Origin of the sequence: Tessaracoccus sp., assembly GCF_016714275.1 — a bacterium.
In the GTDB taxonomy this organism is placed as follows: domain Bacteria; phylum Actinomycetota; class Actinomycetes; order Propionibacteriales; family Propionibacteriaceae; genus Arachnia.
The window spans coordinates 1,401,092-1,425,305 of record NZ_JADJNP010000001.1 but is presented as its reverse complement, the minus strand read 5'-3'; the positions used below and the strand labels follow the sequence as shown (position 1 = coordinate 1,425,305).

General features: G+C 70.0%; 23 protein-coding genes. 13 read left to right on the top strand and 10 right to left on the bottom strand.

The window, feature by feature from the left end; genetic code table 11:
- Positions 1-170: 170 nt before the first annotated feature.
- From IPJ61_RS06570 to IPJ61_RS06560, 3 genes are all read right to left on the bottom strand, one after another.
- On the bottom strand, positions 171-476 hold the full coding sequence (locus IPJ61_RS06570; protein ID WP_297104402.1) for a monooxygenase: 306 nt from the start codon (positions 474-476) through the stop codon (positions 171-173).
- Positions 477-512: 36 nt separating this feature from the next.
- Positions 513-1,985 carry an MFS transporter gene (locus tag IPJ61_RS06565; protein ID WP_297104399.1) on the bottom strand — a complete coding sequence of 491 codons (1,473 nt, stop codon included), beginning with the start codon at positions 1,983-1,985 and terminating at the stop codon, positions 513-515.
- 97 nt (positions 1,986-2,082) lie between these two features.
- Entirely contained in the window at positions 2,083-2,568 is a 486-nt protein-coding gene (locus IPJ61_RS06560) for a MarR family winged helix-turn-helix transcriptional regulator (RefSeq protein ID WP_297104396.1), read from the bottom strand.
- A gap of 107 nt (positions 2,569-2,675) precedes the next feature.
- Between IPJ61_RS06560 and IPJ61_RS06555 the strand changes: the two genes are divergently transcribed.
- A complete protein-coding gene (locus IPJ61_RS06555) occupies positions 2,676-6,290 on the top strand; it encodes an efflux RND transporter permease subunit (protein WP_297104393.1) in 3,615 nt (1,204 codons plus the stop codon).
- On the opposite strand, the gene IPJ61_RS06550 is transcribed toward IPJ61_RS06555, so the two are convergent.
- Together IPJ61_RS06550 and IPJ61_RS06545 are read right to left on the bottom strand one after the other, a co-directional pair.
- Positions 6,186-6,617 carry a hypothetical protein gene (locus tag IPJ61_RS06550; RefSeq protein WP_297104390.1) on the bottom strand — a complete coding sequence of 144 codons (432 nt, stop codon included), beginning with the start codon at positions 6,615-6,617 and terminating at the stop codon, positions 6,186-6,188. The genes IPJ61_RS06555 and IPJ61_RS06550 overlap by 105 nt on opposite strands.
- A gap of 18 nt (positions 6,618-6,635) precedes the next feature.
- The gene (locus IPJ61_RS06545; RefSeq protein ID WP_297104388.1) at positions 6,636-7,571 is read right to left on the bottom strand and encodes a hypothetical protein; all 936 of its coding nucleotides are present in this window, start codon (positions 7,569-7,571) and stop codon (positions 6,636-6,638) included.
- Positions 7,572-7,692: 121 nt separating this feature from the next.
- Here IPJ61_RS06545 and rimP point away from each other — a divergent pair, with 121 nt between their 5' ends.
- From rimP to IPJ61_RS06530, 3 genes are read left to right on the top strand one after another with little or no spacing between them, the layout of a single operon-like run.
- Positions 7,693-8,175, top strand: coding sequence for a ribosome maturation factor RimP (gene rimP / locus IPJ61_RS06540; protein WP_297104386.1), 483 nt, complete (start codon positions 7,693-7,695; stop codon positions 8,173-8,175).
- Between the two features lie 2 nt (positions 8,176-8,177).
- Positions 8,178-9,152 carry a transcription termination factor NusA gene (gene nusA / locus IPJ61_RS06535; RefSeq protein ID WP_297104383.1) on the top strand — a complete coding sequence of 325 codons (975 nt, stop codon included), beginning with the start codon at positions 8,178-8,180 and terminating at the stop codon, positions 9,150-9,152.
- 20 nt (positions 9,153-9,172) lie between these two features.
- Positions 9,173-10,990: an LTA synthase family protein gene (locus IPJ61_RS06530; RefSeq protein ID WP_297104380.1), complete on the top strand. Its 1,818-nt coding sequence runs from the start codon at positions 9,173-9,175 to the stop codon at positions 10,988-10,990.
- Between the two features lie 25 nt (positions 10,991-11,015).
- On the opposite strand, the gene IPJ61_RS06525 is transcribed toward IPJ61_RS06530, so the two are convergent.
- Entirely contained in the window at positions 11,016-11,600 is a 585-nt protein-coding gene (locus IPJ61_RS06525; RefSeq protein WP_297104377.1) for a hypothetical protein, read from the bottom strand.
- Between the two features lie 123 nt (positions 11,601-11,723).
- Between IPJ61_RS06525 and IPJ61_RS06520 the strand changes: the two genes are divergently transcribed.
- The 5 genes from IPJ61_RS06520 to IPJ61_RS06500 all read left to right on the top strand — a co-directional run bounded on the left by IPJ61_RS06520 (position 11,724) and on the right by IPJ61_RS06500 (position 17,236).
- Positions 11,724-11,978, top strand: coding sequence for a YlxR family protein (locus tag IPJ61_RS06520; RefSeq protein WP_297104374.1), 255 nt, complete (start codon positions 11,724-11,726; stop codon positions 11,976-11,978).
- A 164-nt stretch (positions 11,979-12,142) separates the two neighbouring features.
- A complete protein-coding gene (infB, locus tag IPJ61_RS06515; RefSeq protein WP_297104371.1) occupies positions 12,143-15,010 on the top strand; it encodes a translation initiation factor IF-2 in 2,868 nt (955 codons plus the stop codon).
- Positions 15,010-15,447 carry a 30S ribosome-binding factor RbfA gene (gene rbfA / locus IPJ61_RS06510; RefSeq protein WP_297104368.1) on the top strand — a complete coding sequence of 146 codons (438 nt, stop codon included), beginning with the start codon at positions 15,010-15,012 and terminating at the stop codon, positions 15,445-15,447. The genes infB and rbfA overlap by 1 nt, the downstream gene beginning before the upstream one ends.
- Positions 15,444-16,307 (top strand): tRNA pseudouridine(55) synthase TruB, encoded by an 864-nt coding sequence (truB, locus tag IPJ61_RS06505; protein ID WP_297104365.1) that lies wholly within the window; start codon positions 15,444-15,446, stop codon positions 16,305-16,307. The genes rbfA and truB overlap by 4 nt, the downstream gene beginning before the upstream one ends.
- Positions 16,308-16,327: 20 nt before the next feature.
- Positions 16,328-17,236 carry a bifunctional riboflavin kinase/FAD synthetase gene (locus tag IPJ61_RS06500; protein WP_297104362.1) on the top strand — a complete coding sequence of 303 codons (909 nt, stop codon included), beginning with the start codon at positions 16,328-16,330 and terminating at the stop codon, positions 17,234-17,236.
- A 10-nt stretch (positions 17,237-17,246) separates the two neighbouring features.
- Here IPJ61_RS06500 and IPJ61_RS06495 read toward each other — a convergent pair whose 3' ends face one another.
- Positions 17,247-17,726: a GNAT family N-acetyltransferase gene (locus tag IPJ61_RS06495; RefSeq protein WP_297104359.1), complete on the bottom strand. Its 480-nt coding sequence runs from the start codon at positions 17,724-17,726 to the stop codon at positions 17,247-17,249.
- A gap of 188 nt (positions 17,727-17,914) precedes the next feature.
- Here IPJ61_RS06495 and rpsO point away from each other — a divergent pair, with 188 nt between their 5' ends.
- Both rpsO and IPJ61_RS06485 read left to right on the top strand, forming a co-directional pair.
- On the top strand, positions 17,915-18,178 hold the full coding sequence (rpsO, locus tag IPJ61_RS06490; RefSeq protein WP_297104355.1) for a 30S ribosomal protein S15: 264 nt from the start codon (positions 17,915-17,917) through the stop codon (positions 18,176-18,178).
- A gap of 142 nt (positions 18,179-18,320) precedes the next feature.
- Positions 18,321-19,505, top strand: coding sequence for a cytochrome P450 (locus IPJ61_RS06485; protein WP_297104351.1), 1,185 nt, complete (start codon positions 18,321-18,323; stop codon positions 19,503-19,505).
- 42 nt (positions 19,506-19,547) lie between these two features.
- Here IPJ61_RS06485 and IPJ61_RS06480 read toward each other — a convergent pair whose 3' ends face one another.
- Genes IPJ61_RS06480 through IPJ61_RS06470 form a run of 3 tightly spaced genes read right to left on the bottom strand, consistent with a single transcriptional unit; the run spans position 19,548 to position 22,222 of the window.
- Positions 19,548-19,991: a CBS domain-containing protein gene (locus IPJ61_RS06480; RefSeq protein WP_297104348.1), complete on the bottom strand. Its 444-nt coding sequence runs from the start codon at positions 19,989-19,991 to the stop codon at positions 19,548-19,550.
- Positions 19,992-20,045: 54 nt separating this feature from the next.
- Complete coding sequence (locus tag IPJ61_RS06475; RefSeq protein WP_297104345.1) at positions 20,046-21,446, bottom strand: FtsX-like permease family protein; 1,401 nt, start codon at positions 21,444-21,446, stop codon at positions 20,046-20,048.
- Positions 21,446-22,222 (bottom strand): ABC transporter ATP-binding protein, encoded by a 777-nt coding sequence (locus IPJ61_RS06470; RefSeq protein ID WP_297104342.1) that lies wholly within the window; start codon positions 22,220-22,222, stop codon positions 21,446-21,448. The genes IPJ61_RS06475 and IPJ61_RS06470 overlap by 1 nt, the downstream gene beginning before the upstream one ends.
- Positions 22,223-22,331: 109 nt before the next feature.
- Here IPJ61_RS06470 and IPJ61_RS06465 point away from each other — a divergent pair, with 109 nt between their 5' ends.
- Positions 22,332-23,492 (top strand): sensor histidine kinase, encoded by a 1,161-nt coding sequence (locus IPJ61_RS06465; protein ID WP_297104339.1) that lies wholly within the window; start codon positions 22,332-22,334, stop codon positions 23,490-23,492.
- The gene (locus IPJ61_RS06460) at positions 23,489-24,136 is read left to right on the top strand and encodes a response regulator transcription factor (protein ID WP_297104336.1); all 648 of its coding nucleotides are present in this window, start codon (positions 23,489-23,491) and stop codon (positions 24,134-24,136) included. The genes IPJ61_RS06465 and IPJ61_RS06460 overlap by 4 nt, the downstream gene beginning before the upstream one ends.
- Positions 24,137-24,214: the final 78 nt, after the last annotated feature.

Here is a 24,214-nt window from a genome sequence, read left to right as displayed (position 1 = left end):
CAGCCGTCGCGCCGCCACCCAGGTTAATTCCGTTCAGTTGCCCGGCGATCTGGGGTTACCCAGGTTGGATCCGTCAGCATGCTGACGTCGGTGACCTGGCTGACTCTCAGTGGCATCGATCAGTGACGGATCTGGCCGCGCACGGTCAGCCGCCCAGAAGGGATGGCGGATCAGCTGGCGAAGCCGCGGGTGATCGCGCTCAGGCCCTCGTTGACGTCGAAGCTGCGGGCATCGATCTGCGTGATCCCGAAGCCGGCGAGACGCTCGGTGTGGAACACGGTGTACCGGGCCGCGTCGGCAGCGTTGTCGAACAGATACACGCCGCCGGCGACCTTGCGGTCGGCGTCCTCCGTCCACACCTTCCAGATCAGGCCGTTCTCCTGCGAGATGTGCTCGGCCAGGCCCCGGTAGGCGGCGACGGCGTCGGCGCCGAAGGGTCCGTCGCTGGGGAACTCGAAAACGAGGAGGGTGGCCATGGAGATGCCTTTCGTCAGGGACGGGATGCGCAAAGGCTACCTCGCCGAGACGCCACGGCGGCGGGCGTCGGCGAACGCGATGCCTAAGGCAACGCCGAGGATCACCACGTTCACGGCCAGGGAGAGCGCCAGCGCGTGCGCGTAGGCCTCGACGTCGTCGCCTCCCGAACCGACGCGGGCGAAGTAGATCGTCGTCAACAGCGCCAAGCCGACGGAGCCGCCCAGACGCTGGAAGGTCTGCAGAAGACCGGCGGCGGTGCCGGCCAACGCCGTGGGGACGTCGGCCAGCGTCAGCGTCTGATTTGGGGAGATCACCAAACCGCTGCCCCAACCCGCGACGCCGAAGACGACGGGAATCGCCCACTGCGCAATCAGGGGCGGAACCAGGGCGGCGGTGGCGATGATCGCGATCACCGACACCGTCATGATCAGCAGTCCCTGCACGACGATTCCGCGGCCTGCGCGCATCACTCGACGACCGGACCAGCGCGACGCGATCGCGGAGGTGATCGCGAACGGCATCTGAGCGAGGCCCGCGACCAGCGCCGACGTACCCAGCCCGTCCTGATAGAACATCGTCATCACGATGAAGATGCTGGTGAACCCGGCGAAGTAGGCGGCCGCGAGCGTCGCGCCCATGACGAAGCCGGTGTTGCGCACCAGCGCCGCGGGGAGAACCGCCGGCCGCGAGGCCCGGTTCAGGCGTCGCTCCCACCACACCAGCGCCGACCCGAGCACCGCGGCCACGGCGAGCAGCCACCACGGCGCCCCCGCAAGCCCTTCGGCGTGCGACGAGCCGGTCACGAACGGCCACATGAAAGCCACGACGATCGCGGCGATCAGCAGGAGCCCCGGAACGTCCAGCCCGAGCGGGCGCCGTCCGTCCGATGACCCCCTTTCCCTCGGCGGTGGGAGGAAGCGTGCGGCGAGCGGAAGCAGGACCAGGCCGATGGGGACGTTGATCAGGAACACCGAGCGCCAGCCGTGCTCCGCGCCGATACCTGTCACGAGCACGCCGCCGAGCAGCGGGCCGATCGCCGTAGACAAGCTCACGGTCATGCCGAACATGCCGAACGCCCGCGCCCGATCGCCGCCCTGGAACAGCTCCTGAATCAGCGCGGAGATCTGCGGGTTCATCACGCCCGCGAACGCGCCCTGGATCAGGCGCAGCACCGCGAGCATCATCGCCGACGGCGCGAAGCCGCACGCCAGCGACACGAGCGTGAATCCCGCCAGCCCGACCAGGAACATGCGCCGCCGCCCGAACACGTCGCCGAACCGCCCCGCGGGTACGAGCATGAGGCCGAAGGTGAGCGAGTAGCCAGCCACGATCCACTGGATCTCCGACGCCGTCGCCCCCAGCACGGACTGGATCGACGGCAGCGCGACGTTGACGATCGACACGTCGAGCAGCGTCATGAACCCGCCGCCGAGCACCATCGCGAACGCACGCCAGCGCTGTGAGTCCGAAGCAGTCGGCTCTCGAGGGTGCGATTCAGGTGTGCTCATTGGCCCGATCGTTCCAGCTCAGGCGAGGGAGTGGCGCTGCATCTCACGGTCATTGGCTTCACGTCGGCTCGGTCCGGGCGCGACACGGGCACTCGGCTCAACCAGCGGTGGTGCGGTCCGACAGGGCGCTCTCGACGGCGTTGAGCATCGCGAGGCTGCCGTTGCGGATGGCGCGCAGATCATCGAGCGCGATGGCGGGGACGACGGTCTGGATGAGCTGGTCGAACACCGAGTCGATGCTGCTCAGCAGATGGTTGCCGTCGGCGGTGAGCTCGATGCGGCGCACGCGGCGGTCGTCGGGATCCTCGACACGGGCGAGCAGGCCCTTCGCGGCGAGGCGGTCGACGATCCCGCTGGCGGTCGGGGCGCTGACGCCGAGCCGCGCGCTCAACTCCTGGCCCGTCAGGCCGGGCTCGTGTCCGATCAGGCCGAGGACGCGCATCTGCTGCATGGTCAGGTCCTCGGGGAGCTCGACCGGGCCGAAGAGCTCCATCGACCGGGCGTGAATCCGGTCGTTGGTGCTCATGATCTCGGCCATCAAGGCGTCGCGCTCGGGATCTCCCGTGCTCGGTGGACGCTTCATGGGGGCCATCATGCCGAACATCCGCGTGTTCGGTGGCTCTTTAGCCTCGTGCTAACCTTCACGATGCTTAGCCTAACGCTAAGCAGTTAGGCACTCCGAGGAGCCCCATGAGCCGACTCACCCACCTGAGCCTCGCACACCGCACCGTGGTGATGCTCGTCGCGCTGCTGACCATCGGGCTCGGCGTGTACTCCGCAGGCGCGCTCAAGCAGGAACTGATCCCGTCGATGAGCGTGCCGCAGGGCGCGATCATCACCGTCTACCCGGGCGCGACCCCGGGCGTCGTCGAGGCGGAGATATCCAAGCCCATCGAGTCGGCGGTCAAGGCCGTAGACGGCATCACGAACGTCACCTCGACGAGTTCCAGCTCGGTCTCCCAGGTCTCCATCCAGTGGGACTACGACGTTCCCGCCGACACGATCGCCTCGGATGTGAACTCTGCCATCGACGCGATCTCCGGCACCCTCCCGTCGAACGTCGATCCGCGCGTGGTCACCGGCAGTCTCGACGACATCCCCGTCATGATCCTCGCCCTTTCCTCCGACGCGGAACCTGCGGCGCTCTCGGAGCAGGCCAACGACGTCGTCCTCCCGGCTCTGCGCGCCCTCGCCGGTGTCCGCGACGTCACGCTGTCGGGCCAGGAGACCCGCGAGGTCATCGTCACTTACGACCGCGACAAACTGAGCGACGCAGGTATCGACGCCTCCACGATCGGCCAGTTCTTCATGGCCAACTCAACGGCGATCCCGTCGGGGACGCTCAAGACGGACGCGGCGAACCTCGACGTCCAGACCGGCACCACCTACTCGTCGATCAAGGACCTGAAGGGACTCATGCTGCAGGGGACCGATGGCCCGGTAGCGCTGGGCGACGTCGCGACCGTCGTCGAGCAGCCGGTTGAGACGTCCAGCGTCAGCCGCGTCAACGGCCGCCCTTCGTTGACGCTGTCGGTAACCAAGACAGCCGACGCCAACACGGTCTCGGTCGCGCACGAGGTGAGCGGTGCGCTCGACACGCTGCTGCCGCAGTTGGGTAAGGACGCCTCGGTCGCCGTCGTCTTCGACCAGGCCCCTTTCATCGAGCAGTCGATCCATGACCTCTCCGTCGAGGGAGGCATCGGCCTCGCGATGGCGGTGCTCGTCATCATGGTGTTCCTCGGCTCGATCCGCCCTACCCTCATCACCGCCGTCTCCATCCCGCTCGCGCTGCTGATGGCGCTGCTCGGGCTGTGGGCGGGCGGCTACACGCTCAACATCCTTACGCTCGGCGCGCTCACGGTGGCGATCGGCCGCGTCGTTGACGACTCCATCGTCGTCATTGAGAACATCAAGCGGCACCAGTCGATGGGCGAGTGGGGGCACGGCTCGATCGTGGGGGCCGTCAAGGAGGTGGCTGGCGCCATCACCAGTTCGACGCTCACGACCGTGGCGGTGTTCCTGCCCATCGGGCTCGTCGGCGGCCAGGCGGGGCAGATGTTCCGCCCGTTCGCGCTCACGGTGACCATCGCCCTGCTGGCGTCGTTGCTCGTGTCCCTGACGGTCGTGCCGGTGCTCGCGTCATGGTTCATGAAGCCGAAGAGCGGCGCAGCCGACCATGCGGCGCTCGAGGAGAGGGAGACCAACACCTGGCTCCACAAGGCCTATCACCCGGTGCTGGGGTGGTCGCTGCGGCATCGCCTCCTCACGCTGCTGATCGCGCTCGCCATCTTCGGCGGCACGCTTGCCCTGACCCCGCACCTGAAGACGGACTTCATCGGATCGGCGGGCATGGACAGCGTCCAGGTCACGCAGGAGCTCCCGCTGGGCACCCCCCTCGCCGACACGGACAAGGCCGCCTCCCAGGTCGAGGCCGTTCTCGCGGACGTCCCGGAGGTGGAGAGCTACTCGACCTCCATCGGCGGCTCATCGTCGATCTTCCTCGGCAGCCAGAACGCCGTCAACAAGGCGACGTTCACCGTCGCGCTCAAGGCGGGCAGCGATGCGACGGCGGTCTCCGACGCCCTGCGCACGCGGCTCGGCGCGCTGGACGACGCCGGAACGATCGAGGTCGCGATCGGCATGAGCGACCAGTCCAGCCAGATGATCCTCTACGTCGAGAGCCACGACTCCGAGGCGCTGGCAGCAGGCAGCGCGCAGGTGCTGGAGATGATGGAGGGCATCGCGTCGCTCTCGTCGCCGTCGAGCGATCTGTCCATGGAGAGCGACATGCTCGCGGTGAAGGTGGACAAGAAGGCCGCCGCGAAGAAGGGGATGACGCAGGCGCAGATCGGTCAGGTGGTGGCCCGCGCGGTCCGCGGCGAGCGGATCGGCAGCCTCACGCACGACGACACCACGCTGGACGTGTACCTGCGCTCGCAGGACCCAGTCCGCAGCGTCGAGGAGCTGCGCGACCTCGAGCTTCCCGTCACGCAGACCATGATCATGAACGCCCGCAAGAAAGCTGCGGACAAGGTGACGAAGCGCCAGGAGAAGATGACGGCCGACGCGAAGGCCAAGGCCGCCGACGCCTTCGACGACCAGGTCGCCTCGCTCCGCGACGCCCGCACCGAGGCGAAGCGGGCCTCCGCGAAGGCCTCCGACCAGCTCAAGCAGGCGAAGTCGCAGTTCGCTGCTCTCCAGAAGCAGCTCGCCGCGCTGCAGACACCGCCGACGACGCTTCCCAACCCCGACGCGCCGACAGCGCCCACCGTCCCGGCCGACCCGCCGCTGACGATGTCGGTCTTCCAGCTGACCAAGCAGATCGATGCCGTGACCCAGCAGGTGATCCAGCTGAGCCAGGGCGTGGCGGCGGCCGACGGCCAGGCGAAGGCGCTCGACGACCAGATCGACGCCGTGCTTGAGCAGCGCGACTCGTCGCTACAGTCGCAGGCCGACCAGGAGGTGCTGGCCGACGACGCAAAGGCCGCGCAGGAGCTGAACCCCAAGCCGATCCGCCTGAGCGCCGTCGCCGACGTCGAGATCGTGAGCTCGCCTGGCTCCATCACGCGCGTCAATGGGGTGCGCGCCGCGACGCTGACCGCAGGCATCCAGGGCGGGGACCTCAGCACGACCACCGCCGAGGTCAAGGCAGGCATCGACTCCCTCGACCTGCCCGACGGCGTCAGCGTCCGGGTCGGCGGCGTGACCGAGCAGCAGCAGGAGGCGTTCGGCCAGCTGGGCCTCGCGATGGTCGTCGCGGTCCTCGTGGTCTACCTGATCATGGTGGCGACCTTCGGCTCGTTGCTCCAGCCGCTGATCCTGCTGGTGTCGATCCCGTTCGCCGCGACGGGCGCACTCGGCCTCTCGCTGATCACCGGGACGCCCATCGGCGTACCGAGCATGATCGGCCTGCTGATGCTGATCGGCGTCGTGGTCACCAACGCCATCGTCCTGATCGACCTCATCAACCAGAAGCGCAAGGCCGGTGCCGGCGTGGATGAGGCCATCGAGCAGGGGGCGCGCCTGCGGCTGCGCCCCATCGTGATGACGGCGCTGGCGACGATCTTCGCCCTCATCCCGATGGGCCTCGGCCTCACCGGCGGCGGCGTGTTCATCTCGAAGCCGCTGGCGATCGTCGTGATCGGCGGCCTCGTGAGCTCGACCCTGCTGACGCTGCTGCTCGTGCCGGTGCTCTACGACCTACTTGAGAAGGGGCGGGAGGGCTCGGCGGGCCGCAAGGAGCGCCGCCGCCGCGCCACCGAGGAGCCCGATGAGCGCGACCGCCTGCTGCCACTGGAAGGTTGAGAGGACGGCCGACCAACCGACGAGGATGATCGCGCCCGCCAGCGCCCACCACGCGGGTGCGCGGCGGGCGCGTTTCACGGCGAGGCCGTACCACGCGGCCGCGGCTGCGATCAGCGCGCAGAGGAATGTGGCCGGCGCGTGGAAGGCGCCGTAGCCGAGGGGAGCACCGCTGATCCAGCTGTGATAAGTGACGGGGTTCGGCTGGCCGAGGCTCGGGTCGATCCCCCACACCATGGGAAAGGTCGGCGCGATCGTCCACGCGACGACGGCGGTCAGCAGCGCTGCCGAGGTCACCTGCCAGCCCGCCCTGCTCGTCGCCACGCTCATGGCGAGAGCCTACGTGACTCAGACCCAGCCGGGCCAGAACGACAGGTGCGCGCCCAGGTCGGCCAGCGGACCCACCTGCCCGCGCATTCGCGCCCGCCAGGTGGGTGCGTCATCGCCGGCGACGGCGGTGGCGTACCCCTCGAGGAGGTTCCGCTCGAGCGCAGCCCAGCCGGCTTCGATGGTCTTCGAGGAGTCCATCGCCGTCGGCAGCTCGAACGCCGCGGGCTGCGCGGGGGTGTCCGTCCCGAGTGCGGCCCGCAGCTCGTTGCGCAGCTCCCGTGCAGCGTCGAGCCGCGAGAGGCCCCACGCGTGCAGCGGATCTCGCGAACTGAGCCTGCCCAGGCCGACGCCCAACCCGTAGACCAGCGCCCACGTGTGCGAGATGGCGACGCCGAGCGCGGCCTTCCGCGTCGGCGCCGCGAATCGCCGGGGCGCGGCCTTTCCGGGGACGGGGGTGACGCGCTTTCCCGCCAGCGCCGCGGCAGCCGTCGCCGCGGACGCCCAGGTGAGCCGGAGGTCGGGCGAGCCTGCCGCGTCGGCGGCCGCCTCCAGTGCCGTCGCGGCGGCCTTGGCCCGCGCCTTCAGCTCCGCGCCGACGGCTTCGGCGTCGGTCCCCGTGCCCGCGATCGGCGCGGGCGCCGCGAACGGCTCCTGCTCCGCCGCCGACAACGGATCCGGCAGCGACAACAGCGCCAGGTGCGCGCGGCACTGCTCGGCCCCTGCCAGAGCCCACTCCTTCTTCTTCCACGCGGCCAGACCTGCTGCACGAGTCAGTTCGGCCTCCAGGGCGCCCACCGCGGCCTGGGCCGCGGCGGCCTCCGGCGCCTGGGTCGGCTCCGGGGGTGTCTGCGGCGTCGGGGCGACCGCGGGGTCGCCGTTGACGACGGGACTGCTGCACCCGGCAAGGACGACGGCGCCCGCGGCCGTCAGCGCGACGCGGCGGGAGAAGGGCATGACTGACAGCCTAACCTTCGCCGAGGGCCGCGTTGGCGCGTGGCCTCCGGGAAGCAATAGGTATGCTGGGCGTTCACGACTTTCCACAATCAGGCGCACAACCGGATACGGAGCAAGACTTATGCAGGAATCACAGCTCGCTGCGGTTATCGAGCCGATCCTTGCCGAGCACGGGCTTGAGCTCGACCGGCTCGACGTGACCCCCATCGGTAAGCGCTCCGTCCTCCGCGTCACCATCGACGGCGACGGCCCGGAGGGTCGCGGACCGCTCCTCGACGACATCGCGACGGCCTCGTCGGCGATCTCCGAGGCGCTGGACGCCAGTCCCGCCGTCGGCAACGCGCCGTACACGCTCGAGGTCAGCTCCCGCGGTGTCAGCAAGCCGCTCACCGAGGCCAAGCACTTCCGCCGCAACCGTGGGCGTCTGGTGAAGCTGTGGCTGCCGGGCGAGGAGACGATCGCCCGCATCCGCGACGTCGACGACGAGGTGGTCACCGTCGAGGCCGATGGCGCCGAGCGCCGGGTCCTGCTGGGAGACATCACGAAGGCTGTCGTTCAGGTCGAGCTCAACCGCGCGGCCGACGACGAGGGAGAGGACAACTGAACATGGACGTCGATCTTGCTGCACTGAAGGCCATCGAGCGCGACCGCGACATCCCGATGGACTACCTTCTGAAGACGCTGGAGGATGCGCTGCTGAACGCCTACCACAAGACCCCGCACGCGCTGCGCGGCGTCAAGGTGGAGGTGGACCGCAAGTCGGGGAAGGTCTCGGTGCTCGCGCCCGAGTTCGATGACGACGACGAGATCATCGGCTACTTCGACGACACACCGGAGGACTTCGGCCGCATCGCCGCCGCGACCGCCCGCCAGGTGATCTTCCAGCGCATCCGCGAGGCGGAGGACGACCAGAAGTTCGGCCACTTCTCCGGCGCCGAGGGGGACATCCTCGTCGGCACCGTGCAGCAGGACCGCGACTCGCGTGCGGTCCGCGTCGATCTCGGCTCGCTCGAGGCGATCATGCCGCTGGCCGAGCAGGTGCCCGGCGAGGACTACTCGCACGGCCGCCGGATGCGCGTCTACGTGGTGAGCGTGCGCCGCGAGCTGCGCGGGCCGCAGGTCGTCGTGTCCCGCACGCACCCGAACCTCGTCCGCAAGCTGTTCGCCCTTGAGGTCCCGGAGATCGAGAAGGGCGTCGTCGAGATCATGGAGGTGGCGCGCGAGGCGGGTCACCGCACGAAGATCGCGGTCAAGTCCAACGAGCCGACGGTGTCGGCCAAGGGCGCGTTCATCGGTCCGATGGGCCAGCGCGTGCGTGCCGTGACCAACGAGTTGGGGGAGGAGAAGATCGACATCGTCGACTACTCCGAGGACCCGGCGAAGTTCGTCGCCGCGGCGCTGTCACCGGCGAAGGTGCTGTCGGTCACGGTCGTCGACCCGGTCGCCCGCGCCTGCCGCGTCATCGTCCCCGATTATCAGCTGTCCCTCGCCATCGGCCGCGAAGGCCAGAACGCGCGCCTCGCCGCCCGCCTCACCGGATGGCGGATCGACATTCAGCCTGACGTCGCCGCGCCCCGCTGATGCAGCGCCAGCCTCGCCACATGTGGGGGCGCCTCGTTGTGCTCCTCGTCCCGGTCACCATCCTGGGCGTGTGGTTGAAGGCGATCCGCATCCGCATCTTCTACCCGGGTTCGGGGCCGCTCGACATCGCGGTCAAGATCGCCTCTGACGTGGCTTTCGGCGGCGCCTGGCTGCTGCTGTGGCTCGTCGCGTGCCATCTGGCGCGGGGGAGGGCGCGAACGGTGGTCTTCTGTCTCGCGCACCTGGCGACGCTGATCGTTGCGCTCGTGTTCGTCACCAACCACGAGTACATGATCCGCACCGGCAATCCGGTGACCTGGGACTACTTCGTCACCTTCGCGAGGGAGCTCGCCGAGCTGGGGCCGATGATCGGTTCGCAGATGACGGCCGACAGCTACGTCCTGATCGCCGTCGCGGTCGGGAGCGTCGTGGTGTTGCCGCTGCTGCTCGGGTGGGCCGTGGAGCGCCCGCTCCGGGAGCCCAGCGCGTTGGTGCGGCGGCTCGCGGTGGTGGGCGCCGTCGGCCTGCTGGCGGCGAGCGTGTGGAGCGCGCCGACGGTGTCGGCCGCGTTCGCGTTGGCGCCGCCGGTCCAAATCGCGATGGGGGAGGTGCGCGAGGCGCTCGCCTACCCCGAAGCGCTCGCCGACGACATCGACCCGCAGCCCGCACAGACGCGTCTCGCGCCGCGTGGGGAATGGCAGAAGAACGTCGTCGTGATCACGCTGGAGTCGCACAGGGCGACGTCGACGCTGCCGGAGACGAGGTATCCGGTGACCCCTGTCCTTGACGCGTTGGCTGAAACGAGCATCACGCCCGAGCGCGGCTACAGCGTGCTGCCACACACCTCGAAGGCGCTGACGGCGGTCTACTGCGGCATCGCGCCGCCCCTCGACCAGCTGAACACCGAGGCGGACCCTGGCAGCCTCCCCGCCCGCTGCCTCCCGGAGCTTCTCGCGGAGCAGGGGTACGCGACCGGCTTCTTCCAGACCGCGACCGAGCGTTTCGAGCGCCGCCGCGGCACCGTCGCGAACCTCGGCTTCGACGACTTCATGGCCGTCGACACGATGAGCAGGGCCGGCTACAACAGGGCCAACTACTTCGGCTACGAGGACGACATCATGCTGCCGCCGCAGCGCGCGTGGCTGGAGCGGCACCGCGACCAGCCGTTCCTGCTCGGCATGCTGACCGTCACCGGCCATCACGACTACGCGCTGGAGGGTTACGAGACCATCGACTTCGTCGACGATCCGCTGCTCAACTCCTACCTGAACAGCATCCATTACCAGGACCGGTTCGTCGGCCATGTGATCGAGATCTTCAAGGAACTCGGCCTCTACGAGGACACGGTCTTCGTCATCACTGGTGATCACGGCGAGGGCTTCGGCGAGCATCGCGTCTACCAGCATGACAACACCATCTACGAGGAGGGCCTGCGCATTCCCTACCTCGTGCACGACCCCTCCCACGCGGGAAAGCTCGTTCCCGGGCCGGTCAGCCAGCTGGCCGTTCTGCCGACGGTGGTCGACGCCGCGGGCTTCGACCTTCGCAGTGTCGACGAGTACTACCCCTCCCTGCTGAGCGACGAGCCGCAGCCGCCGGCACTGGCAACCTGCTACGCCCGGGGGCGGTGCGCGGCGACGATGGAGGGCGACATGAAGGTCATCCATCACTTCGGCGACCGGCGCGACGAGGTGTACAACCTCGTCGATGACCCCTACGAACTGAATGACCTGGCGGCCGAGACCGACGGCGCCTGGATCCGGGAGCAGGTGGACAAGACCCTGGCCTGGTACCTCAACTCGGAGCAGAGGTACCAGGCCTTCCGGGGTGAGGGCTAGGTCTCCTTCGGTCTCGTGCGGGGCCTTAGCCGCGGGGGCCTCCCCGCAGTTCGACGATGCCCTGGTCGATGGCCTTTGCGACGGCGTCGGCCTCGGCCTGGGTCAGCTTCCCGTCCGTGACGGCGGAGGCCAGCTTCTCCTTCTGTGAGGCTTCGCGCTCTGCCGTGCGCTCGGCCCGTGCCTCCTCGACGGCGCCGGCGACCTTCTCCTCGTCGAGGTTCAGTTCCTTGGCGACGGCGGAGACGAGCGCCTTCTGCCGCGTCTCACGGGCCGCTCGACGCTGCTCGTCGGACTGCTCCGACGGCGAGGTCGTCTCCGAGGGTGACGTCTCCTCGCGTGCCTTCTCCAGCGCGGACTTCAGCGCGTCCTCGGTCACGCCGAGCTTGGCGGCCAGCGTCGCGGTGTCGGCACCGAACCCGCCCCTCTTGCCGTGCCCGCCGCCGCGGTGGCCGCGTTCGGGCTTGCCGGAGGAGCCGGCGTCTGTGCCGGAAGAGGCCGACGGCGTGGGCGTCGGACTCGTGGTGTCGGCGTTGGCGAGGGCCCCGGCGCCGAGCCCGAGTCCTGCGGCCAGGGCCGCGGCCGAGAGGCCGGCGATGGTGGTCTTCTTCATGTGGGTTTCCTTCCCAGTCGGTTGTCAGGCCGGGTTGTGCGACCTGAGCCGACTCTCGGCGTCGACCATGTGCTGAGCCTGTGCCTGCCCTGGGAATCAGGTCAGAGTCGCTACTCTGAGGCTGTGACTCCCATCCGCACGTGCATCGGCTGCCGCGCCCGCGACGAGCAGGGCGCGCTGCTGCGCCTTGTGCGTCGGGGCGACGTCGTCGTCGACGGCACGCGTCCGAGGCTGTCCGGGCGCGGGGCCTACGTGCATGCAGGGTGCCTCGACCTCGCGGTCAAGCGCCAGGCGATCCGGCGTGCGTTCGGGGCGGCGGCGACGCTCGCCGAGATCGTCTCGTCGCCAGGTGGAAGTGGGATACCACCCGCGATATGATGTCCGTCGGCCTGCGCACGCGCGGCCACATCGTTCACACGCCTCGCTGAGGCGGCAACCAGAAGGTGGGCTAACGCTCATGACCACTCGATGAGTACCCAACGATGACCAAGCACAACTAGCGGTTCCGGCCTTGGCAGGTCGGAGCCTCAAGAAGGAGAGCAGTGGCTAAGCCCCGCGTCCACGAGATCGCCAAGGAAATCGGGATCACAAGTAAAGAACTACTGGCCAAGCTTGGCGAGATGGGCGAATACGTTCGCGGCCCGTCCTCCACGCTCGAGGCCCCTGTGGTGCGCAAGATCAAGGAGAGCCTGGGCGGCTCTCCTTCCGGCGCGCCCAAGACCGAGCAGGCGCCCCGCCCGGCTGCGCGTCCCAGCGCCCCGGCCGCGCCCGCCGCGCCCAAGGCGCCGACCCCGGCTCCCAGCGCTCCCGCTGCGCCTGCGGCGCAGACCCCGGCCGCACCGACCCCGGCACCGACCCCGACCCCGACATCGGCCCCGCGCCCCGGCGCACCCCGTCCTGCCGCGCCGCGGCCTGCGACGCCTCCGGCGGCCTCCGTGTCGCCGGCGCCGTCGCGTCCGTCGACCCCCGGTGGTGCCGCCCCCGCGCCGCGCCCCGGCGGCGGTTCGTCCGGCCCGCGTCCCGGCGCCGGCGCCACACCCGGGCCCCGTCCCGGTGGCGCGTCGCGCCCCGGTGGCGCGACCCCCGGCCCGCGTAAGCCGGGCGGTCCCCGCCCGGGCAACAACCCATTCGCCCCGGCGCAGGGCATGGGCACGCAGCAGCGTCGTCCCGCCCGTCCCGACGGCCAGCGCCGCGAGGGCGGCGCGCCGCGTCCCGGCGCGACGGGTGGCCTTCCCGGCATGCCTCGTCCCGGCGGTACCGGCGGCCTTCCCGGCATGCCGCGGCCTAACCCCGCCATGATGCCCAAGACCGCGAACGCGGCCATCGGCTCCCGTCCTGCCCGTCCGGGCAGCGGCGGTCCCGGCCGTGGCCGTCCCGGCGCGGGCGGTGGCGGTGGCGGCCGTCCCGGCGCGGGTGGCCCGCCCATGGGTGGTGGCGGCGGCGCGCCTGCTGGTGGCCGCGGCGGTGGCCGTGGCCGCAGCGGCGGCACGCAGGGCGCCTTCGGCCGCGGCGGCTCCGCCGGTAAGCGGGGGCGCAAGTCGAAGAAGCAGCGTCGGCAAGAGTTCGACCAGATGGAGGCCCCGACGATCGGCGGCGTGCGGCTGCGGAAGGGCGACGGCGCGACCGTCCGCCTCCGCCGCGGCGCCTCACTGACGGACCTCGCCGAGAAGATCGGCGTGGAGCCGGCCTCGCTGGTGCAGGTGCTGTTCCACCTGGGCGAGATGGTGACCGCCACGCAGTCGGTCGCCGACGACACCCTTGAGGTGCTGGGCGCGGAGCTCGACTACAACATCGAGGTCGTCTCGCCCGAGGACGAGGACCGCGAGCTGCTCGAGAGCTTCGACCTGGAGTTCGGCGAGGACATCGGCGACGAGTCCGACCTTGCGGCCCGCCCGCCGGTCGTCACCGTCATGGGCCACGTCGACCACGGCAAGACCAAGCTGCTCGACGCGCTGCGCAAGAGCAACGTCGTCGCGGGCGAGGCCGGCGGCATCACGCAGGCCATCGGCGCCTACCAGGTGGAGACCGAGGTCGACGGCAACGAGCGCAAGATCACCTTCATCGACACCCCGGGCCACGAAGCGTTCACCGCCATGCGCGCCCGCGGCGCGAAGTCCACGGACATCGCGGTGCTCGTGGTCGCCGCGGACGACGGCGTGATGCCGCAGACGATCGAGGCGTTGAACCACGCGAAGGCGGCCGACGTGCCCGTCGTCGTCGCGGTCAACAAGGTGGACAAGGAGGCGGCCGACCCGGTCCGCGTCCGCGGTCAGCTTTCGGAGTTCGGGCTGATCCCGGAGGAGTACGGCGGCGACACCCAGTTCGTCGACGTCTCCGCGGTCTCCGGCTACGGCCTCGACGAGCTGCTGGAGGCCATCGTGCTCACGGCGGACGCCGCGCTCGACCTCCGCGCCAACCCGGACATGCCCGCGCAGGGCGTGGCCATCGAGGGTCATCTCGACAAGGGCCGCGGCCCCGTCGCGACCGTGCTCGTCCACCGCGGCACGCTCCGCATCGGCGAGTCGATCGTCGCGGGATCTGCTCACGGCCGCGTCCGCGCCCTGATCAACGACCAGGGCGAGAACGTGACCGAGGCGCTCCCGTCGATGCCGGTCCAGGTGCTCGGCCTGACATCGGTCCCCGGCGCCGGCGACAACTTCCTCGTTGTCGACGACGACCGCATGGCCCGCCAGATCGCAGACAAGCGCGAGGCGCGCATGCGTGCCGCGCAGCAGGCGAAGACGAGCCGTCGCAAGACCCTCGACCAGCTGTTCGACGAGCTGCAGAGGGGCGAGGCGCAGGAGCTCCTGCTCATCCTCAAGGGCGACGGGGCCGGCTCCGTCGAGGCCTTGGAGGATGCGCTCAGCAAGATCGAGGTCGGCGAGGACGTGTCGCTCCGGGTCATCGACCGCGGCGTCGGCGCCATCACCGAGACCAATGTCTCGCTGGCCGCCGCCTCGAAGGCTGTCATCATCGGCTTCAACGTCCGCCCGACGCCGCACGCGCAGCAGATGGCGGACCGCGAGAACGTGGACATCCGGTTCTACTCGGTCATCTACTCGGCGATCGACGAGATCGAGGCCGCGCTCAAGGGCATGCTCAAGCCGATCTACGCCGAGGAGGTGCGAGGCCAGGCGGAGATCCGCGAGGTGTTCCGCTCCTCGAAGTTCGGCAACATCGCGGGCTGCATGGTCACCAGCGGGTTCATCCGGCGCAACGCCAAGGCGCGCCTGCTCCGCGACGGCGTGGTGGTCGCCGAGACCTCCATCGCGTCGCTGCGGCGCGAGAAGGACGACGCCACGGAGGTCCGCGAGGGCTTCGAGTGCGGCATGACCCTGAACAACTACAACGACATCAAGGTCGGCGACGTCGTCGAGACGTTCGAGATGGTTGAGAAGGAGCGCGACTGATGAGCGGACGCAACGCGAAGCTGGCCGATCAGATCAAGGTGGTGATCGCCCAGACGCTCGAGCGCCGGGTGAAGGATCCCCGCTTGGGGTTCCTGACCATCACCGAGGTGCGGCTGAGCGGCGACAACCGCGAGGCGACCGTGTTCTACACGGTGCTGGGCGACGACGCGGAGCGGGCAGGCACGGCCGCCGCTCTGGAGTCGGCGACCGGCATGCTGCGCACCACCGTCGGCCAGCAGCTGGGCGTCAAGTTCGCCCCGACGCTGGAGTTCGTGCTCGACGCGACGCCGGAGTCGGCCAAGCAGATCGAGGACCTGCTCGCCCAGGTGCAGGCGGCGGACGCCGCGGCCGCCGCGTCGGCCGTCGGCAAGGAGTTCGCGGGCGAGGCGGACCCGTACCGCAAGCCGCGCGAGGCCGAGGAGGACGACGAGCAGTGAGCTCGTCCTCCGGGGTGGTGATCGTCGACAAGCCGTCGGCGGTCACCTCCCACCAGGTGGTCGGCCGCCTGCGTCGGCTGCTCGGCACCCGCAAGATCGGGCATGCCGGCACGCTGGATCCGATGGCGACCGGGGTGCTCATCCTCGGCGTCAACCGGGCGACGAGGCTGCTCGGCCACCTGGCCCTGCACGACAAGCGCTACCTGGCAACCGTGCGCCTCGGCGCGTCGTCGAACACCGACGACGCCGATGGGGAGGTGCTGCCCGTCGCCGATGCCTCGGGCCTGACGTTGGCCGAAGTCGATCGCGCGCTGGAGCCCCAGCGCGGCGACATCCTCCAGGTACCCACGACCGTCTCGGCCATCAAGGTCGACGGCAAACGCGCGTATGCGCTCGCCCGCGCTGGTGAGCGGGTGGAGCTGAAGGCCCGGCCCGTCACGGTTTCGCGGCTCGACGTCCTCGATGTCAGAGCCTCGGGCGAAATGTGCGATGTCGACCTCGACGTCGAGTGCTCCTCCGGCACCTATGTCCGGGCCATCGCCCGCGATCTCGGTGCCGCGCTCGGCGTCGGCGGGCACCTGACGAAGCTCCGCCGCACCCGCATCGGCGGCTACACCCTCGACGACGCGGTGGCCCTCGGCGACGATCCGCCGGCGCTCATGTCCATGGCCGACGCCGCCCGGCTCAGCTTTCCCGTCGTCGAGCTGACGGAGGAGCAGGCGCGCGACGTCGGCTTCGGCCGCCCGCTTGCGCTGCCCGTGCCGGCGAATCCGACGGGCCTGATCGCGCCGTCGGGCGAGCTGATGGCGCTGTACCGCCCCACAGACGTCGGCTCGCGGCCGGTTGCGGTGCTCGGGTGACCGTGCCACATTTGGCCATTGTGGGAGACAGGACGCAGCAGACGGTCGTCGTCATCGGCAACTTCGACGGCGTGCATCGCGGGCATCAGAAGGTGCTCGCGGAGGCGTGCCGCGACGTCGACCTTCCGCTCACCGTCGTCACGTTCTGGCCGCACCCGGTCAGCGTGCTGCGGCCGGAGCAGGCGCCGAAACTTCTGACGGACCTCCGCACGCGCATCGACCTGCTCAAGCACGCGGGTGCGCATGAGGTGCGCGTTATCCGTTTCGGACCGGACGTCGCGTCGATGACGCCGGAGGAGTTCGTCGATCGCTTCCTTGTGCCGCTGCACCCCGCCCGGATCGTGGTGGGGGAGAACTTCCGCTTCGGCGCCCGCGCGGCCGGCGACGTCGGCACCCTCGTTCGCTTGGGGGAGGGCCGCTTCGAGGTCCGGCACCTCGCGCTCGAGGAGGTCGACGCGAAGGTCTCCTGCTCCACCGGCATCCGGGCTGCGCTGGAGGACGGCGACGTCGCGGAGGCCGCCAGGCATCTCGGCCGACCGTTCCGGTTCCGCGGTGTTGTCGTGGTGGGGGACCAGCGCGGGCGCGAACTGGGCTTCCCGACGGCGAACCTGACCGTCCCGCGCGAGATGGCGGTGCCTGCCGACGGCGTGTACGCCGGCTGGGTGACGGTCCTCGACGAGCCGGGGGCAGGTCCCCTGGCGGCGGCGATCTCTGTCGGGAGCAACCCGACCTTCGACGGCACCGACCGGCGTGTCGAGAGCTACGTCCTCGACCGCACCGACCTGGAGCTGTACGGCTCGGAGATCGCAGTCGACTTCGTTGCTCGCCTCCGCGGCCAGGTCCGGTTCGACGGTATCGATGCGCTCATCACGCAGATGGGCGCGGACGTGGAAGAGGCCCGCCGGATCCTCTCCGACGGGCCCCGCTAGCGTCGACTGCTCAGCGCGCGGTCAACGACTTCTTGTAGATCGCGTAGTGGGTGCTGGGCTGTTGGCCCTCCTCGACCTGCTGCACCTCAGGGTTGTCGACGAAGAGGTGCTCGCCGGTCGGGTGATACTCCAGCGAGATGTACAGGGGAACGGCCTTGTAGTTGTTGGGGTCGACGGCGAGGTAGACGGCGGTGTGGCCGGCGCGACGGGCCTCGTCCTCGATGTAGCGGGTGAGCGCGCGACCGGCGCCCTTGCGGCGGGCCGTCGGGTACACGTACATGTTGCGTAGCTCAGGCGTCATCTGGTCCGCATCGAAGTCGAGTATGGCGGTGCCGAGCGGCTCGTCGCCGTCGACGGCCACCGCGAAGATGAGCCGTCCCGTCTCCTGCTGGGCGAAGTGTTCGTCGACGAGATTGAGTTCCGGGCGATACTGCAAAGGACGCAGCAGATCCAGGTCGTCGGCCGTTGCGCGACGCACGGTCACAGCCATGGGTCCTCCTCAAGGTCCTTGTCGGGGTGGGGATCCCAACCCTACCTGATCAGGAACCACCGATTAGGCCGGGCTGTCGCAGCGGTGCTAGCCTTCTCAGGTTGCCGTAAATCGGCCACGGCCCTGTAAGAGTCCCGACCGCACCCGCGAAGGGGACGCCGTGCAGCGAACCGAGAGGAGCCCCAGGTATGGATGCTGATTTTAAGAAGAAGGTCATCGAAGAGTACGCGACGTCCGAGGGCGACACCGGCTCGCCCGACGTGCAGATCGCGCTGCTGACGAAGCGGATCGCTCATCTCACCGAGCACCTGAAGCAGCACAAGCACGATCACCACAGCCACCGCGGCCTGATGCTGATGGTCGGCAAGCGCCGCCGTCTGCTGAACTACGTCGCGAAGAACGACATCGAGCACTACCGCGCTCTGATCGCTCGCCTCGGCCTGCGTCGCTGAATCCTCCGCTGGTCGAGCCGGTCGACGAGGCACCAGCCGAGCGACCGTGTCGAAACCAACAGACCTACACCAGTCGGGGCACCCCGCATGCGGGGTGCCCTGATTCGTTCCCCAGGTCGGCCGATCGTCGTATTGTCGGAGCATGTCCGAACCTGCCGACGCCACAACCGACATCACAGCCGACCCGCACTCGGAGGCGGGTACTCAGCCCGATCTGCGCGTCATGCTCGACGCGCAGCGGGAGGCGTGTCCCGTGCTCAGGGCCCCGGACGGCACGGTGATGCTGCTCGGGCACGCTGACGTGCGCGCCGCCGCACTCGACGCACGCACGTTCTCCAGCGCCGTCTCCGCGCACCGGGCGCTGCCCAACAGCCTCGACGGGGAGGAGCACCGCGCCTACCGGGCGCTGATCGATGCCTACCTCACCGACGAGGAGGTGGCCGCCCAGGAGCCGCAGTGTCGTGCGCACGCCGAGGCGATCGTCGGGGCGCTGCCCCGGGGGGTGACCGTGCGGACCGTGCTGGACGTCGGAACCCCTTTCGCGGTGCGGGCGCAGAGCACCTGGCTTGGCTGGCCGGCCGACATCGAGGACGAGCTCGTCGCCTGGGTGGCCGACAACCGCGAGGCGACGCGCTCCGGGGAGCGTTCGCGGATGGCGGAGGTCGCAGGACGGTTCGACGCCATCATCACCCGGCTCCTTGACGCGCGCCGCGGCGGCGGGATCGACGACGTGACCGCGCGTCTGATGCGCGACGGGATCGACGGTGACCCCCTGCCGGACAAGGAGATCGTCTCGATCCTGCGCAATTGGACCGCCGGCGACCTCGGCTCGCTTGCCGCCTCCGTCGGCGTGATCGTGCACCACCTCGCCACCGACGTCGCGGTCCAGGGTTACCTGCGCGGCCTCGTCGCCGCCGACCGCACCCGGGAGTTCGAGGACGCGCTCGAGGAGATCCTCCGCATCGACGATCCCTTCGTCTCCAACCGCAGGATCACGACGACCGACACGGTCGTCGGCGGCGAGCGGATCGGTGCGGGGACCCGTGTTGTGCTCAACTGGACGGCGGCGAACCGCGACCCACTGGCGTTCGCGGAGCCGGACGCGTTCAATCCACACGAGCATGCCGCAGACAACCTCGTCTTCGGCATCGGCCCGCACGTCTGCCCCGGGCGAGCGCTGACGCTCATGGAGCTGCGCGTGATCGTCTGGGAGCTGCTGTCGCAGACCGCCCACATCGGCATGTCGCGCGAGCGCGGCGCAGTGCGCGAGCTGCCGCCGGTCAGCGGCTGGGCAAAGGTACCCGTCGTGCTCGATCCGGTAGCCTAGGGAAGCACTGATCAGCCGGTGCCCTATTGATCAAGTGCTTCCCTAGACCCTGTCCGGCCCCGTCGCCTGCAGGTAGTTGACGAGCTGCTCCTGCTCGCTCTGCAGCTGATCGATCCGGCTCTTGACGATGTCGCCGATCGACACGATCGCGGCGAGCTGCCCGTCCACCACGACGGGGAAGTGCCGGACCCGCATCTCGGTCATGGCCGCGGCGACAGCCGACAGCTCGTCGCTCATCCCGCAGACGTGGACCTCCGCGGTCATCAGCGAGGAGATCGGATCGTCGAGGGCGGAGGTGCCGCGGTCGTGCAGGGCGCGCACCACGTCGCGTTCCCCGGCGATGCCGACGATCCGGTCGTCGTCGGTGATGACGACGGCGCCGATCCGGTTCTCCGCGAGGAGACGGACCAGATCGCTCACTGGCTGTTCGGCGCGCGCGGTGATGACCGTGCGGCCCTTGCTGTCGATGACGTCGTTAATGCGCATGCTCAACGCTATCCCCGAACGGGGGGCGAAACCAGGCAAACCGGGGGTTTCGGCCTACTCGGCCGATAGTTGGGCAACCACCTGGCGCGCAGATCTGCGCAGCGAAGGCAGCACAGGCAACGTCGTCGAGGCGACGACGACCGCGCCGCAGATCAACACGACGGACACCAGAAGGCCCCACGGCATGATGACCGAGGCGGGGAGTCCGATCTCGTTCAGGCCGACGACGAACACCACCAGGCCGCTCGCGGTCATCGCCAGACCGAGGATGGTGGCCGTGACGGTGATGATGACGCCCTCCAGCACGGGGATGAGCGCCTGCTGACGCGGCGTCGCGCCGATGACGCCGCTCAGCGCCAGCTCGGCCTCCCGTTGCCGCGACATCATCAACAACACGCTCACGCCGCCCGAGATCGAGATCACGAGCGCGAGGGCGATCAGCACGAGGAGGGAGACGATGGTGACCCCCTGGACATCCTCGTAGCCCATCGAGTGCATCAGCTCGACGGCGGAGGCGCCGATGAACCCGAGGCCGACGAGCAGCCCGACGGTCAGCATGATGGGGGTCACGGTGCGGGCGAGCCGCTCGCCCTTCGTGATGACGATGGCGCGCGCGATCGTCCACGCCGCGGACCTGCTCGGAATCAGGGCCGTCCACGCGCGCGTCAGCGCCCCGATCGTCAGCGGAGCCGCCACCGAGAACACCGAGCCCGTGAGCAGGATGCACAGCAGCGACACCTGCAGGATCATGTCGGCGCCGTCACCCTTGAGGAGCGACGCGAACACGATTGCAGCCACCGCAATGCCGACGACGAGCAGCGCCAGCAGGATCGCCCCCACCCAGCGCCCGATCATCCGTCGTCGAGGGGCCGCGCCGGGAACGGTCCGCAACGCCTCGACAGGGGGGATCTTCGCCGCCACCCGCGACTGCCGCAGCCCGGCCAGCAGCGCCACGGCCACGAACCCGGCCGCCCCGCCGAGCGCCAAGGACAGGTCGGGGCGCACGACGGCGAGGGCGCCGTCGACGTTCCGGTCACCGAGCAGCGCGGCGAGGGCGGTGGGCAGGGCCGCCACCGCGAGTGCCGTCCCGAGCACGGCGCCCGCTGCGGCAACCAGTGTGAGCTGCGCCATCAGGATGCGTGACACCTGTCCGGGCGTTGCCCCGGCGAGCGCGAGCCGCGCCAGTGCTCCGCGCCGCGCCTGCACCACCAGTGCGGTCACGGCCCCGATCACGCTGAGCGTCCCGATGATCGCCAATCCCAGGTTCCACGCGGGGACGAACTGCAGCGCGGGTACCTCCTCGGGAGGCATGAGCCCCGTCGCGACGGTGTCGGCGACGCTGCCGATCGCCAGCAGGGCGAGCACGATGGAGAAGCTCGCCGCGACGAACGCGATGAGCACTGCGCACCATGAGCTCCACGCGCTGCGCAGCTCCGCGACGATCAGGGAACGCATCAGGCCACCGCCCCGGCGTCGCGGCCCGCGGCCTCTTCCTCGAGCTGCGCGAGCTGGGCAGCCACCACCTCGGTCGACGGGGCGGTCAGTTGGCGCACGAGCAGGCCGTCGCGCATGAAGACGACCCGGTCGCAGGCCGCCGCGACCGCGGGATCGTGCGTGACGATCAGCACGCATTGGCCGGGCGTCCTTCCGATCCGGCACAGCTCGGCGAGCACCGTCCGCCCGCTCGCGGTGTCCAGCGCGCCGGTGGGCTCGTCGGCGAAGACGATTCGTGGCTGCTGCGCGAGCACCCGCGCGATGGCCACCCGCTGCTGCTCGCCACCGGACATCGATGACGGCAGCGCGGCCCCACGATCGGCGAGGCCGACGGCGGCCAGCGCCTCCTCGACCCGCGCCCGGTCGACGCGCTCGCCGCGGAGCAGGGAGGGCAGGGCGACGTTCTGCGCGGCGGGCAGCGTCGGCATCAGGTTGTAGGACTGGAAGACGAACCCGAGCTCGCGGCGTCGCAGCTCCGCCAGTCGGCGCCGAGACAGCTGGCCGATGGGCTCCCCGAGCAGTGAGACCGCGCCGCCGCTCGGCTGCTCCAGCCCGGCGAGGCAGTACAGCAGCGTCGACTTGCCGGAACCGGAGGCGCCCATCACGGCACACACCTCGCCCTCGCTGACGGTAAGGGAGACGCCGTGGAGGATCTCCACCCGCCGGGCGCCGACGGAGAAGGAGGCGGTCACGTTCTCGGCGACGATGAGGGCGCCTGCGGTCGTTGCGTTCGTCATGCCACGATCCTCGTCGCGCGCGCCCGGCGGCGCGTCGCCCGACCGGATCGCACCCAATACGACGATAGATGGACACCGCAGGGGTCCGATGGCCCACTACTGTCGTGTCATGAGCGGCGTGGAGGCGAACCCCCGGCCGGCCGGCGTTGCCCCCGACCGGAGCTGGAGGATGCGTTGGGGCGCGAACCTCATGTACTTCGCGGCGATCGGACTGATGTACTTCAACGCCCGGCTGCCGACGATGACGCCCTGGCTGTGGGTCCTCGTGGCGGTGCTGGTGCCGATGGTGATCGCGGGCGTCGTGTGGCGCGTGCGTCTCCCGTACCTGCTGCCTATCGCGAGCGTCGTCGCTGCGCCGCTCTACGGCTTCTCGCTGTTCCTGATCGGCGTGGTCAGCCTTTCGATGCGCCGCAAGGGCCTCGGGGTGTGGCTGATGACCTCGCTCGGCGCCGTCGGGACCATGGGCTGGCTCTACGCCCACGACTATCACGACGGCGTGCCACCCGCGGATTCGGCGGTGAGCGCGCTGCTTCTGATGCCTTTCCTCTTCGCCCCGATCGCCGTCGGCCGCTACATCAGCGCGCACCGGCGGCTGGCCGCCTCTGTCGCGGAGAGCGCGGCGCGGGCGGAATTCGAGCGCGAGCTTGCCGCGAGCCAGGCGGTCCATAGGGAACGGGAACGGATCGCGCAGGAGATGCACGACTCGCTCGGCCACGTGTTGGCGCTGGTGACGATGCAGGCGGGCGCATTGGAGGTCGGATCGAAGGATCCGGACGTCGCCAAGGCCGCGGAGCAGATCAGGTCGACGGCACGCTCAGGGCTTTCCGAGCTGCGCGCCGTCGTGCATGCCCTCGGCGAGGATGAGCGCCGCGACCCGACGCCCGGGCTGCAAGGCCTGCCCAGACTGATTGGGGAGAGCAGGGACGCGGGCGCCGTCGTCACCGTGCGCGACGGGCTCGCCGAGCAGGATCGGGCCGCGCTTCCGCCGTCGACGGGGCGCGTCGCCTATCAGGTGATCCATGAGGCGTTGACCAACGCGCACCGGCACGCGCCGGGCGCCGCGGTCGACGTGGTGCTGTCCGGCGCGCCGGGGGAGAGCCTCGAGGTGCGGGTCGGCAACCCGCTCACGCCCGGCGGCGAATCCGGCGCCGGGACCGGTCTCAGCACCCTGCGCGGGCGGCTCGCGGTGCTCGGCGGCGAGTTGGATGCTCGCGCGTCGCGCGGCCGTTTCGAGCTGTGCGCGCGGCTCCCCTGGGAGGCGACGGCGTGATCCGCGTTGCCATCGTCGACGACGACCCCCTCGTCCGCGCGGGGTTGCGCGCGATCCTGTCCACGGCAGCGGACCTGGAGGTGGTCGGAGAGGCTGACGACGGCGCGGGCGTCCCGGAACTCGTGGGTGCCACTCGGCCGGACGTGGTCGTGATGGACATCCGGATGCCCAGGGTGGACGGCATCGAGGCGACTGCGCGCCTCACCGCGGCCAGCGGGCCGCCGCGGGTGCTCGTGCTCACCACCTTCCAGCTCGACGCGCATGTCTTCGCCGCGATCGAGGCCGGGGCGAGCGGGTTCCTGCTGAAGGACACGCCGCCCTCCGAGCTGATCGAGGCCGTACGCGTCGTCGCCGCCGGAGACGCCATGCTGAGCCCGGCGCACACGAGGACGCTCTTCGACCGCTTCGCCGATACGGGTGCGGACCGGCGCCGCACCTCCGCGCGTCAGCTGCTGGAGCGCCTCAGCCCACGGGAGCGCGAGGTGGCCGAGTGCGTCGCGAAGGGCCTCTCCAACGCCGAGATCGGTGCAGTGCTCTACTGCTCCGAGGCGACGGTGAAGACACACTTGACAAGGGTGTTCACCAAGCTCGACGACATGAACCGGGTCCGCCTCGCCCTGCTCGTCCGCGACGCCGGGCACTAGGGAAGTACTGGTCAATGGTGCGCCGCAGCCGGTGCCCGATTGACCAGTGCTTTCCTAGGAGCCTGCTGAACAATCATT